The organism is Ruegeria sp. AK4 (assembly GCF_056541025.1).
Window position 1 is genome coordinate 1 of record NZ_JBQFXS010000006.1, and the last position, 13094, is coordinate 13094.

Genomic DNA, 13094 nt, shown 5'->3' on the forward strand with positions numbered 1-13094 from the left:
TCTCATCTCCACTCCTTGGCGGTTACGATGAGCCAGAAACCCTCTCTTATCAAATCGACCTAAACTGTCCCATTGGCGCTGACGTCAGACAGGCAGCAGGTGTCTCCGTCTCGTTAATCGCGAAGGGGAAGGTCAGGTGTTTGGAAGTGTCTAAGCAGCAGTTCGATCAGGTCACTCAGCCCGTTTATGAACAGCAGCGTCGACACGATCAGCAGCAATAGCGCAGTCATCTTTCGGCTAGTGGTCTGCATGCTCACGCTCCCTAGGGACTTCAATGACTAAGTCACGACGGACCTCCAAGCGGTGAATTTTCTCGCGCATCCGGCGGTTTTCAATGCGAAGCTGGTCGTTTTCGCTATCTAACTCTCGGAATTTTTTGTCGCGACCGTCACGCAATTGCATCCAACCGATCGCTAAACCCACTGCGCCCAAGCTGGTTTCGATAAGAATTTCGAAGCTCTGTAATAGTTCGAGAAACAGTTCCATATGAAACCTCTCGTAAGTGAAAATGCACTGTGCGGCATTGTAACAGATGCAAGCAAGGGAACAAAATGATGGCGAGCCCGACTAAACACGAGCGTTTCGGGATGCATCGCGTTGTTCATGCGATCTGGATGATTAGCGTTTGCTTACGCATGTATTGACTGGACTCAAATCGGCCTATCACAGCGCCCGCCGCGCAGAAGCATAACCCCACCCCACGTCGTTTCTCCCTCCATCAACCGGGGCCATTGGGGCCATCATAGGCGCGTGTTATCAACGGGTTAAATTGTTCTCAGCCGGAATGGCGCGGACAGCCCGAATACTGACCTCACCACGGCCTGATCTCATAGCACTTAGCCAACTGCCGTGCCCAGCCCTGCACAAGCGTCTCCGCCTCTTCCAGGCTATCTGCGCCTGTGTAGCTGTCCGAGTACCAAGGGTTGCCCCCTTCGACAGGCATACCCGCAGGGGCGGTTTTGATCTGTGCCGCGCTAAGCTTGTTCAATTCCCGCATCGTCTGGCCCCACTTTCAGCCCCATCACTATATTTGGTATAAAAAGGATCATTGTGGAACAAGAAAGAATTTCAGTGAGTGATCAGCGAATTGATTTTGCACGAATAATTCTCTGGATGGAATTTCTCGGAAAAACTGGGAAAATGCTAGTGGTTCCGTGTGGGGGCGCCACTTCAATTCTCAGACTTGTATTGCGTTTGACGCTAAGTGGGTCCGACCCGTTCTAGGGCTTGGGGACAAGCGCGCTGATTTTGGGCCGTCTAAGAGCTGTTACTGGCACGAGTTGCAATATGCGGAAAAGCTACTCTTCCGATGAAACGACCACTTGATTGTGGCGAATTGACGATTCTCGTACAGCCTCACGGATTTGATCAATATCCTTGTTCGGATTTGCCAAGTCTATGCGAATTAGGTCCAACTCGGTTCGATAAATCCGGTTTGAACGCCACTTGCGCTCAAATCCACCAAAGCCACCTACGAAGGTCAAAAGTGCGGCACAAACTGACAGAACCGTGATAACCGTGTCTTTGTGTGTCGCCCAGCCATTTGGAAAGGTGCTCTGGGAAAGCGTTGCGACAATTATTCCGAGCGCCCCGGCAACGCCAAAGGCGGCGTGATACGCCGCGCTCCAAGTTTGCTGCCGGTGTCGGCCTTTTTCCTGGCGTCGTCGACAAAGCGAACAATCGCGTCCTGAAATGGATCATTTTCGATAGGCTGCACTCTATTGATTTTACTCTAATCTAAGGGTTTGAGCACACTAGTAACGTGAAAACAACGCTGGAGCAGTTCAAGCGCTAGCCTGACCTTCACCCTCGCGCCACCACCAACGCCGGCTTCTTCGGGAACGACCGAATATCAAACCACTTGAAGCACGTGCCATCGGCGTTGCGCTTGTCGCCCATCATAAGATGTGCACCCGTCGTCCTGTGCCGGATCAGCGCCGCTCTGAACGTCCGCAGGTCAATCAGCCACCGGCTATCAATCACCCGCCCGTCTGGCCTTGCATGGCCATTACCAATTCGGAAAACGCGTAAATTTAGGCTGCTCAAACCGTTTGGTTTATCGCCCGCAACACCTTAAAAAACCCTGCAGATGACATTAGCCAGATGTTTGCCCTAGTCTGACACTAGCCGCGGCCATGAGTGCTGCGTAGACATATCGCCGGGATTGCCACACCGAAGGTTGGTATCATGCAGGAGCTTCAGGTCCAGTCAGTCCGTTCCCGTTGGCGCGTAATCTTGTCGCTTCTGTCGGGCCCGATACTGTTTTTCCTTGTTCAGTCGCTTGATCCACCGCCCGGAATGTCCGATGCGGGCTGGACGTTGCTGGCCTTGTTGGCGTGGATGGTTGCATGGTGGCTCAGTGAGGCCATACCTCTGGCCGCAACGGCATTACTGCCGGTTGTCGTCATGCCGCTCGCCGGAGTTGCCGAGATTACTACGGTCACGCAGGCCTATGGCCATCCCCTCATATTCCTGTTTTTGGGTGGGTTCATGCTTGCCATGGCGATTGAAGCTGTCGGCCTTCACAGGCGGATCGCGCTGGCAATTGTTTCAAGGGCCGGTACGGGGCCACGCAATCTGACCCTGGGCTTCATGATTGCCACCGCATTTCTTTCGATGTGGATCACGAATACGGCGGCAACAATCATGATGTATGCCGTTGCACTGTCCGTCATCGATTTCATCAAAAGCAAAGTTGCAGGCTCGGATGAACTGCGCCGATTTTCCGTTGGCCTGATGCTTGCGGTGGCCTACAGCGCATCGATTGGCGGAATGGCCACTTTAATCGGATCGCCCGTCAATGCTTTGCTGGCGACAATCATGTCCGGTGAATACGGCATTACGGTCGAGTTCGTTGACTGGCTGATGATCGGTCTACCGGTGACAATGGTCATGTTGTTTATTGCCTGGGCCTTGTTGTGCTTTGTCTTGTTTCGGTGTGAGGGCCTGGTGGATAACGACCTTGCCGACGCGGTGCGCATTGAACGGGAACGGCTTCCGCCCATGGGCCGTGCGGAAAAGACCGTTGCAGCGGTCTTTGGTCTGGCCGCAACCGGCTGGATTTTCGGGGACCAGATTACGCATTTCACCGGGTTGCCAATCACGGATACCGGCGTCGCATTGATCGCAGCTTTGTTGCTTTTCGCGACCCCGGTAAATGCAGATATGACGAAATTCGCGCTGGATTGGGAAACCGCTGTGAAATTGCCGTGGAACGTATTGATCCTGATCGGAGGCGGGCTGGCGGTGGCTTTGGCGTTTCAAATCACCGGGCTGGCGGATTGGATCGGAGAACAGGTGTCAGCAATAGACATCACGGTTTTCGCCATGGTGTTTCTGGTCGTTGCGATGATGGTCTTTCTGACCGAGATCATGTCAAACCCAGCCTCGGCCGCAACGATACTTCCGGTGGTTTCCGCCGTTGCCGTCGGGTTCGGTTGGAGCCCGCTTTTATTGGCAGTGCCAGCCGCGCTTGCAGCCAATATGTCTTTCATGATGCCAGTAGCGACCGCCCCAAATGCGATCGTGTTTTCGAACCCTGATCTTAAAATCACCGATATGGCGCGGGCGGGGTTTTGGCTCAATTTGTGCGGCATTGCCCTGTGCACTCTGATGGTTCATATCGTCTATCAACCCGTTTTGGGTTGGTAGCACTTCAGGTATTTTGCGGCCTAGTTTCAGGATGCGTATTTAGAATATAGCGGTTGCTACGAGGAAGACTTTGAGCCTGCCAAACAAAACCTCGATATGGTTTCGCCGCTTGTATCCGCGTTTTTCGTATTTGACTGAGCGCTAAACACGTCCAAATCCAAACATAGACAACCGGGCAACGTTTGGCGAAACAACGCCCCAAGACAGATATGTGTAGATGTGGTAATGCTTTAGCATTGTCCCAATACCCTCGAGATCGAATTGATTGGTCGGGAAGCACCTATGGCGCATTTGTTCAAAGTTATTCTTGGAATTGTCATCTGCGCAGTGGTATTGACCATTCTTTTCTTCTGGCTGTGGGCCGTACCCAGTGTCGAGAACCAGCCGATTGCGACGGATGCCGAAACCATCGCGCGAGGGAAATATCTGACCGCAGCAGGCGACTGCACGTCTTGTCATACCCCCGAAGGCGGAGCAGCGTTCGCAGGCGGGCTCAGGATTGATACCCCGTTCGGCGGAATTTACTCCGCGAACATCACCCCGTCGGAAGAAGGCATCAAAGGCATGAGCTCGGCCGAGTTCTACCAAGTCCTCGCTTTTGGCTCGTACAAGACCTTTCAGCCCCTCTATCCTGCAATGCCCTATCCATCGTACCACCTGGTGACGCGCCAAGATTCCGATGCGATGCTTGCGTATCTGATGACCCTGACGCCGGTCGACAAAAGCGTTCCGAAAAACGAACTGCGCTTTCCCTTCAATATTCGACAGCTTGTACTTTTTTGGAATGTGCTCTTTGCGAAGCGGGGAACATATGAACCCGACGCGTCCCGGGACGCGGTCTGGAACCGGGGTGCCTATCTGGTCGAAGGTCTGGGCCATTGCGGTGCCTGCCACACGCCGCATAACACCTTTGGTGCCGCTGAGCGTAGACGGGCGCTGGCCGGGGCACCGCTTGCAGATTATGAAGCCCCCGATATTCGGCCCGAGGCTCTGAAACAGCGCGGCTGGACCGCGGAATATCTGACCGAATTCTTCAAAACGGGCAAAGGACCCAAAGGAACTGCATTCAAGGAAATGTATCTGGTGGTTAAGAATTCATTGTCGCAGTTGACCGATGAAGATCGGATCGCCATGGCAACCTATCTTCTGGATCTGCCATCAGCCCCAAGGGTTAACGACAACGTCGCTTTGGCCGCTGCGGATGCCGAGACCGCAGCTTCATTTCCCGAGGGGCGGGCATTGTATTTGAACAATTGTTCGATGTGCCATGGCCCGCGCGGCAAGGGTGTGAAAGATGGGGCGCCGCCACTGGCGGGCAACTCTACGCTGGCGCAGGTTGGGGGCCGCAACATGCTCTATGCAATCGTTAATGGCTTTCCCGAACCCAGATCCGTACCCAATTCCAGCCCGATGCCTGCCTTCAAGGACCGTATGACACCGACGCAGATCGTGGAGTTGGCTAATTTCCTGCGATACGCCTTTGCGGCTGAAACACCAGACCTGCCCAAATTTACCGAAGCCGATATTGAGGCAATACTGAATTAGGTCGCGGCGGCTCAGAACGGGAAAAGTGGATTTTGACATGAGTGATGATGAAGACAAGCAGGGCAAGCGCGGTACCGACCTTACGCGGCGCAGCGTGTTGACGGGCGGTGCCGGCATTGCCACTGGCACGGCGGCTGGTTTGGTTGCCGGGCTCGGGGCTGAGGGCGCGGCGGCCGGCCCCCTACAACGCCCCTGGGCAACCGAATTGGGCGATCCGGTCGGAACAAATCCCTATGGCCACCCGTCATCCTATGAACACAAAGTGATCCGTCGCCCGACCCCATCCCAGCATGCACCAAAGGGGTATGTCCCGCCGATGAACGAATCCTCCTGGACCGGCACGCCGCTACAGGATCTGCGCGGGATCGTCACCCCCAACGGGTTGTTTTATGAACGATCCCACGGCGGGTATGCCGACATGGATCCGGCAAAGCACAAAGTGGTCATTCACGGGCTTGTCGATCGCAACCTTGAACTCAGCATGGAGGATCTGCGCCGCTTTCCCACTGTCACCGCGTTCAGGTTTCTTGAGTGTTCCGGCAACAGCGATCTGACTTGGGGCAAAGCAACCTATGGCGGGCAGGAAACGTCTCCATATCTAACCGCGCAGGACATTCACGGCCTCCTCAGCTGCGCAGAATGGACCGGCGTGCGGCTGTCCGACCTTTTGCGAGATGCCGGGGCTGATACTGAAACGGCCAAGTGGCTGATCGTCGAAGGCGCGGATTCCGGAGCATTGGCACGCAGCCTTCCGATGGCACGGGCTTTGGACGATTGCATCCTGGCTTTTGCGCAAAATGGAGAAATGCTGCGCCCCGAACAGGGGTATCCGGTTCGGTTGCTGGTTCCGGGTTGCGAAGGCAATCTGAACATCAAATGGGTGCAGCGGATAGAGGTGACTGACCAACCCCTGTTTGCGACATTTGAAACCGGTCAATACACCGATCTGCTGAAATCCGGCAGGGCGCGGATATCTTCGCTGGTGATGGAGGCCAAATCGATCATCACCTTCCCATCAGGCGGCCAGTCCCTGCCGGAAAAAGGGTTCTACCAGATCCGGGGCATCGCTTGGTCTGGACGCGGGAAGATTTCGCACGTGGATGTGTCACTGGATGGTGGGCGAAACTGGACCCAAGCGCAGCTGTCAGAGCCGGTGATGTCGAAATGCCTGACCGAATTCACCCTGCCCTGGAGATGGGACGGCAGCGAGACACTTTTAATGAGCCGAGCCACGGACGAAACCGGCTATACGCAACCCTTCGTTCAGCAACTTGTCGAAGCACGCGGCAAGTTTTCGTCCTACCACAACAACGGCATCCAAACGTGGCGGGTCGAAAGCAATGGTGAGGTGTATAATGCGACGGGTTAGCCTGATTTTCTTTGCCGCTCTGCTGTCAACAGCCTCTGCGCCGGCTGTTGCGCAGACCGCCGATTGCAGTGATCGCCCCTTGTGTCTTGGCCAGACAATCTCCGAGGCAGATCTGGAGGTTTGGTCCCTTAGCGTTTTCCCCGATGGCACCGGGCTTCCCGATGGAACGGGCAATGCCGAAGAGGGCGGCCAGATATACAGGGAAAAGTGTTCCGCCTGTCATGGCGAAAAAGGCGTTGGCGTGAAGGTTCTGCTGGATCGCGGTGCGTTTCCCACCCTCGTCGGTTCGGAACCGCCTTTGACCGATACCGAACAACAGCCCGCGCAAACTGTGGGCAGCTACTGGCCGTATGCTACAACCTTCTTTGATTACGTCCGCCGTGCAATGCCTTTTGCGACGGCCCATTCCCTCAGCGACAATGAAGTCTACGCGATTACTGCGTACATCCTGGTCCTGAACGACATCCTACCCGCCGGCGCAACCCTGGATCGCGACAGCATGTTGCAAGTGACAATGCCGAACATAGATGGCTTCATTTGCGATGCCCGCCCAGACGTGTTCGCGCCGCGCTGCATGTCGAACTGTGCAATACCTGGCGACGCTGGCGTTTTGATCGGATCGGGAGAGAATTATGGCAAACCGGTTCCGATAACAGATTGCATGGTTCGATAACGGTCTTGCAGGTTTTGTTCTGTGACTTGCGGACAGGTGCTATCGAAGTCTTCAAGGAGCACCTCGATGTTAACTGTGTTCCGAAATCCAGGCGCGACGATGCTTTTGGAGAAGAATGGTACCAACTGTTTTTTTGATGAAACGGAAGGCGATAAACTCGACGCTAACAAGCTGGCCTTGGCGAAACCGTAGCTACGGGTAGACCAAAGGCTGTAATCTAAGAGGAGTTATTGAAACAGGCTTGCAGCCAACAATTGACGCCGATTCAGGTGTCGGGTCTTCGCTGGACCGCAGCGGTGGTCTGGGCATAGACTTGTGGCGACATCATTTCCGAGACGTAACTGAACGACGCTCAGATGATTTGTGACAATGCCATCCAAATGCGAACGGGTTGGGGAGGCCGATTATGAACGTGAAACAAATTTTTGCATGCATTCTCTTGGCAACTTCATTGCTTGGACAGGGTGCTTCAGCAGTCTATTCCGAGAGCTTCTCGTTAACCGGCCAGTACGAAGGACGATATGCCTGCGACAGTACCACAGCTGGCGTTCCATCAAGCTGGTCGGACCCTATGCGGGCAGCGATAGTTCAGGACGGCGAACGCATTTTCATCGACCTGCGCTATACCGACAAACAAGAACTTGGTGCTGAGTATTCCTTGTACGTCGGCTCAATAATGACAAACACCACCGGCGATCTGATCAGCGGGTATTTCGAAGCTTGTGGCGGCACTTTCCCTTCGAAAGAGCTGGCCCGCTTTTTTCCTGCATCAACCACCACCACACCGTTCAGCCTGTCGGTTACAAGTGTCTGGGCCTCGGATCAGGTGCCAAATATTCCAGGTTTGACAGTTCAGACTTGCATTTGGAGCCTGAAACGCGTGTCAACGGAAACGCCTGACATACGGTCCTGTAGCGCGAATTGACAGTAAAAAGATATTTTATTTTAAGGGGTTAATAAAGAATCTGGAGTGTTCAGGTAAAAACCCTTCCTTCCCCTGTTGTCGCCACGAGAGGTCAATGAAACTCAGGAAACAATACTCTCGATAAATTTGAGCCAGTTCGAATCAATTTATCAATTCTGTGTCCTGCTCGTTTTGGGGGCGATGCCTCGTGTTTTGTGCGGTGGATGCGGTTTTGGGGAGTATCACCTTGGTTTCGGGTGGTTGTTCGGAACGACAGAACCACCAAAGTTTGACCACAGCAAAAGTACGTGCGATCCCGAGTCCAGATTCCTTTGCTGCAGTGATCAGCAAGGCGTTTTTTGTTTGACGCCTCGCGCGTGCGCACGCGTGGAATGGGGCTACTAAGGCGCTCCGATTGGATGAACGATGGGCGGCCAGGTGGGGTGAGCAAACCGGTGGGCGCGGCAACCCAAATTAACCGCCTTCCTCAGTCTGAAACACATTGTATTCATGACTTTGTCGCATTAGTGATTTCTCAGGCCCGACGGCGGGTCAAGGCGCTTTGCCCGCGTGGTGGAATGGTAGACACAGGAGACTTAAAATCTCCAGGCGGAAACGCCGTGCCGGTTCGAGTCCGGCCGCGGGTACCAAGTTTTTTCGCAGAGTTGGATTTGGATTCCAGCGCCTCGGCCACGCGGCGTCGTGCCTCAAGGTTGCAACTAGACCGGATACCCCAATTCAGTAATCAGGCGCCAGATGTCTCGGTTTGCGGCTGACAGTTGTTCGACCACGGCCTCGATCTCGTGTATCGCGTCGTCGTCTACCGTGTCTTCCCGGCCAAGTTTGATGTCGGTTTTGCGGTCCGAGATGCGCATCAGGATGGTCTTTGGGTTCCCGCTTTCTTTGTCGAACGAGTAGATGCAGTGATTGAATTTGTTCCGGATGCCGGACAGTTTGCTAAGGCGGTGCGTGTGCTTCAGGATCGGATCCCGTATCTCGGCCGGGCGGCCATCCATTTTGGCCAGACGTTCAACAAGATCAATCCTGGCTCTGGTCGTGTTCAGAGTCAGGAAAATGATTACGGCGACATCTTTGGACGTCCCGCTCAGGCCGGCAATCAGGTGGATCAGCAGGCTTTCGGTGTTGGTCCACATATAGTTCAACTTGCCGACCAGAAGGATCAGGCGGTCGAACCGGGCTTCGAAAGGATCAGTCAATTGAAATCTGCGCGTCGTTTGGCGCGACCTCGAAATAGAAATGGGCCGCGGCGGTGCGATTGCTGACCCCGATCTTGCCCACCACGTTATGCATGTGCAGCTTGACCGTGTGCTCGGTGATACCCAGCCGCGAGGCAATGACCTTGTTGCTTTCGCCCTGAGAGACAAGACGCAGAACCTGCTTTTCCCGGCGCGTCAGTTTGGCGTACAGGCTTTGCAGTTTCGGACTGTCGGCGCGGGGCGATGCAGGGGTGGGCGCAGGCCCGATTGCATGGGGGATGGGTTTGGACACGGCGTTGGCGAGGAAGCAGGGCAGATACAGTTCCTCATGCATCAGCAATCTGAGTATCGCCCGCCACACATCCGGCGCGACGTTCATGGGAAGGTAACCAATGTCGCCGAATTGACCCCGATCCCAGTTCTCGAAAAGGATACGGGCCGATTCTTCCTTGCGGTAGGCAAAGGCCATGCACCCGGACGCGGCATTGCGGATATAATCGTTCGGGCGGGTCAGAAGATCATCCAGCAGGAGTTGATCGACCACCATGACGCTGCCGCCCGCCGCAGGGGTTTCAGCCAGCGCGTCGAGCGTTTCGTGCCGCAGGGCCTGAACACCGAACTCACTGTGAACACTTCTTAGGGTTTGATTCGAGTAGAATAATTCCTTGCCAATAAAATTGATCGAGAAGTCTTCGTAACCGGTACTTTGGGATTGAGAATTACTCATTACAGGGCCACTCATTATTATTCTCTCCGGTAAAAATTGAGACAATAATTGTTTCGTTAATTAAGCTGAGGTTTAGTGCGGTGAAAGGGTAGTGTATTCAATTAAATAGTGCTCAGACTATACCTGAAAGTAGAATTTCCATCAATAAGGCAAATGCAAATCGACGCCTTGTATAGAACTTTCGTTTAGGTAATTGGGGCAATTTTGTGCCTAAATTGCGGAAACAATTGGATTTCTTTTTTCGACCGGGAAGCTGCGAGGAGTCCGTGCGAAACTCCCCGTGAGCAAGTTTTCAGCACTTAAAATATATATAAAACAGTAGTTTAACCTCATTAGTACTTTCAGGCAGCTAGGCGGCGGCTGGTGCCCCTGCAACCATGGCAGGGCTTCAATTCAGGAAGCTTCAAGATCCTTACGTGCCCGCGCACTGCCTATTCTGGCTCAACCAAAAGCGGTCGCGAATTCGGCTAAGCCGAGAAAGGAGGTGGGCACGACACATAACAGACGACCGCATCCAGCGCAGTTCAGCGACTGAATGTGGAGTTTTTTGTTTCCAACACGCCGAATACCGCTTTGTAGATGAATGGCGGTCTGGCGTATCAGTGATGGATTATTGTTATGAGACGCAATACAAATAATACCAATGTTACGACCGTCGACGAAATTAATGTCGAAAACCTCTCCGCAGAACTTGATACCGACGTGGAAATCGCAGAAGCGACGATTGACGCGGACCTGACGGCTCAACAGCAGCAGCAGGATCAGAACGTCGAAAGTTCGAACGATCAGGCACAGGATCAGGGTCAGGATCAGGGCCAAGAACAAGGCCAGGATCAGGGTCAGGACCAAGGTCAGGATCAGGGCCAGGATCAAGGTCAGGATCAGGACCAGTCTCAGACGCTGGATGCCGGTGACGACAGCAACGACAACTCGAACAACAACGCCATCAATATCGACTTTGGCGGCGGCGAGTGGATTCCGCGCGATGACGATCAGGTCGATCTGGACCTGGGCGATGACGCGACCGTTGGTGACGTGATCAGCGCTGGTGGCGATCTGGATTACGATCCCGGCGACGACATGAACCTGGACATTTCAATGGATGGTGCCGGGACGGCGATGTCATCAGTCAACAACCAGGTGAACAGCCTGGATGACAACGACTCGCTCGAGTCTGCGTCAGTGTCGAATGATGGTACATTTACCCAGAACGGCGACGCACATGGCGGCAACGCCCATGCGGAAGAAGGCATCGGTTCCAATGCTAATGGCGGCGACTCCGGTTACGGCGGCACCAGCTATGGCGGTGATGCAAGCTCGGCGACCAGTGGCGGTCATGCACATGCTCTGGGCGGTCATACCGGTAGCGCAGACGCGGCCTCGACCGGCGGTTACGGCGGTTCCACAGGTGACGCGAATAACTCCAGCATGGGTGTAGGCACCTCGACTGCAGCATCCGACGGTGACAGCTCTGGTGGTTATGGTGGAGACGCGGATAACTCGTCTTCGGCCAGCAACTCCGGTTCTGCGGACGCCAACGGTCAGGGCACTGGCGGTGCTGGCGGCAGCGCGGACTCGTTCGGTCTGGGCCTTGGCCTTGGTCTGTCGGGTGCAGGCGCGTATGGCGACGCTGATGGCGGCGACAGCGACTCTGACTCCAACGGCAACGGCAACGGCAACGCGACCAACGACACGAGTGCCGATGGTGCGGACGGTGGCGACGGTAGTGCATCGTCAGACAACTCGGCATCGAACTCCGGCGACGCAGACACTGAAGCCAATGACGCGACCGCGGGAAGCAATGACGCGGACGGTACTGCATCCAGCGCGGCAGACAGCTCTGCTGACGGCGACGGCGGCGACGGAACCGGTGGTGATGGAACCGGCGGTGACGGAACCGGTGGCGACGGAACTGGCGGTGACGGCACCGGCGGTGCTGGCGAAGGCGGTTTCGCGGCTCTGGTCGAAGCGGCAATCATGGCCCTGCAGGAAGAGCTAGGCATGGTTGATGCCGAAGCCGGTGAAGGCGGTGACGGCAACGGCGGCGACGGAAACGGCGGCGACGGTTCTGGCGGAGACGGCGACGGCGGCGATGGTTCCGGCGGTGACGGTTCCGGCGGTACGGCTGACTCGGATGCCGATGCGCAGGCGGTTGGCGATCAGTCCGCAAGCGGACCTGACATCGACCAGACCTCGGGCGACGTGAACGGATCGGCCGACAACTCGCAAGCGACCGATGGTAGCGGTGGTGCCGGCGGCTCGAACGATGCCGACGGTGCGGCAAACGGTACTGGCACCGGTACGGCGGCGGCCGACGGTGACGGTGGTGCCGGTGGCACGACCACGCCGACAGCAACCTCGTCCGGTAGCGGTGCGGGATCTGCCGATGCGGCCAATACTGCCGGCGGCGGCGGTGCTGCTGATGTCATGGGTGACTCCGACAATACTGGTGCGGCAGACTCCCTGGCCGAAGCCATTGCGGGTTACGGCGGTGCGGGTAGCTCGGACAACGACGCGACCTCGACCGGGTCCGGCGACGCGACCGGCGCGGCAAGCTCGGGCGCAGGTGGTGCCGGTGGTGCATCTGCTGCAACCGGCGGAACCAGTGGCGCGGCAACCGGTTCGGCGATGTCCGGCGACACCATGGGTGGCACGATCACCGGTGGTAGCGCGGCTGGCGCCTATTCGGGCGACGGCGGAGCCGGCGGTAACGGCGGCGCATGGGGTTCGAACAACGGTGGCGATGGTATCGTGACCGGCGAGTCCTACGCTTCGGCAGCAGCCGTTGTCGATACATCGGCGTTCAACCAGTCGATCGTCATGGGTGCCAACGTGCTTGGTAACTCGGTCGACACGACCATGGTTGGCGGTTCGATGACGTCGTCCTACGCAAGCGACGACACCGACGCGTAAACAGTAAAACGGGGCTCGCAATTTCGGGCCCCGTGATTTTAACGATAACGCCGGGGCCGTAATCTGCGGCCTCGGTCAAGTGAACCCAAAGCGGA

Annotated in this window: 12 protein-coding genes and 1 tRNA gene; 8 read left to right on the top strand and 5 right to left on the bottom strand. The window is 55.8% G+C overall.

Annotation, left to right across the window (positions count from 1 at the left end):
* Window positions 1-113: 113 nt before the first annotated feature.
* The 3 genes from ACR0EZ_RS12145 to ACR0EZ_RS12155 all read right to left on the bottom strand — a co-directional run bounded on the left by ACR0EZ_RS12145 (window position 114) and on the right by ACR0EZ_RS12155 (window position 997).
* Entirely contained in the window at window positions 114-251 is a 138-nt protein-coding gene (locus ACR0EZ_RS12145) for a hypothetical protein (RefSeq protein ID WP_480613335.1), read from the bottom strand.
* A complete protein-coding gene (locus tag ACR0EZ_RS12150; RefSeq protein WP_480613336.1) occupies window positions 238-486 on the bottom strand; it encodes a hypothetical protein in 249 nt (82 codons plus the stop codon). The genes ACR0EZ_RS12145 and ACR0EZ_RS12150 overlap by 14 nt, the downstream gene beginning before the upstream one ends.
* Window positions 487-811: 325 nt before the next feature.
* The gene (locus ACR0EZ_RS12155; RefSeq protein ID WP_480613338.1) at window positions 812-997 is read right to left on the bottom strand and encodes a hypothetical protein; all 186 of its coding nucleotides are present in this window, start codon (window positions 995-997) and stop codon (window positions 812-814) included.
* A gap of 1190 nt (window positions 998-2187) precedes the next feature.
* Between ACR0EZ_RS12155 and ACR0EZ_RS12160 the strand changes: the two genes are divergently transcribed.
* The 7 genes from ACR0EZ_RS12160 to ACR0EZ_RS12190 all read left to right on the top strand — a co-directional run bounded on the left by ACR0EZ_RS12160 (window position 2188) and on the right by ACR0EZ_RS12190 (window position 8792).
* Entirely contained in the window at window positions 2188-3651 is a 1464-nt protein-coding gene (locus ACR0EZ_RS12160; RefSeq protein WP_480613925.1) for an SLC13 family permease, read from the top strand.
* A 282-nt stretch (window positions 3652-3933) separates the two neighbouring features.
* Window positions 3934-5196: a cytochrome c gene (locus ACR0EZ_RS12165; protein ID WP_480613340.1), complete on the top strand. Its 1263-nt coding sequence runs from the start codon at window positions 3934-3936 to the stop codon at window positions 5194-5196.
* Between the two features lie 37 nt (window positions 5197-5233).
* Window positions 5234-6565: a sulfite dehydrogenase gene (gene soxC / locus ACR0EZ_RS12170; protein ID WP_480613342.1), complete on the top strand. Its 1332-nt coding sequence runs from the start codon at window positions 5234-5236 to the stop codon at window positions 6563-6565.
* Window positions 6552-7238, top strand: a complete 687-nt coding sequence (locus ACR0EZ_RS12175) for a c-type cytochrome (protein WP_480613344.1) — start codon at window positions 6552-6554, stop codon at window positions 7236-7238. The genes soxC and ACR0EZ_RS12175 overlap by 14 nt, the downstream gene beginning before the upstream one ends.
* Before the next feature lie 66 nt (window positions 7239-7304).
* Entirely contained in the window at window positions 7305-7430 is a 126-nt protein-coding gene (locus ACR0EZ_RS12180; protein ID WP_480613346.1) for a hypothetical protein, read from the top strand.
* Between the two features lie 214 nt (window positions 7431-7644).
* A complete protein-coding gene (locus ACR0EZ_RS12185) occupies window positions 7645-8163 on the top strand; it encodes a hypothetical protein (RefSeq protein WP_480613348.1) in 519 nt (172 codons plus the stop codon).
* A 543-nt stretch (window positions 8164-8706) separates the two neighbouring features.
* Window positions 8707-8792 (top strand) — tRNA-Leu (locus ACR0EZ_RS12190).
* A 69-nt stretch (window positions 8793-8861) separates the two neighbouring features.
* On the opposite strand, the gene ACR0EZ_RS12195 is transcribed toward ACR0EZ_RS12190, so the two are convergent.
* Window positions 8862-9359: a hypothetical protein gene (locus ACR0EZ_RS12195; RefSeq protein ID WP_480613350.1), complete on the bottom strand. Its 498-nt coding sequence runs from the start codon at window positions 9357-9359 to the stop codon at window positions 8862-8864.
* Window positions 9352-10086, bottom strand: coding sequence for a helix-turn-helix transcriptional regulator (locus ACR0EZ_RS12200; RefSeq protein ID WP_480613352.1), 735 nt, complete (start codon window positions 10084-10086; stop codon window positions 9352-9354). The genes ACR0EZ_RS12195 and ACR0EZ_RS12200 overlap by 8 nt, the downstream gene beginning before the upstream one ends.
* A 618-nt stretch (window positions 10087-10704) precedes the next feature.
* On the opposite strand from ACR0EZ_RS12200, the gene ACR0EZ_RS12205 reads away from it, so the two are divergent.
* Window positions 10705-12999 carry a hypothetical protein gene (locus tag ACR0EZ_RS12205; protein WP_480613354.1) on the top strand — a complete coding sequence of 765 codons (2295 nt, stop codon included), beginning with the start codon at window positions 10705-10707 and terminating at the stop codon, window positions 12997-12999.
* Window positions 13000-13094 lie beyond the last annotated feature (95 nt).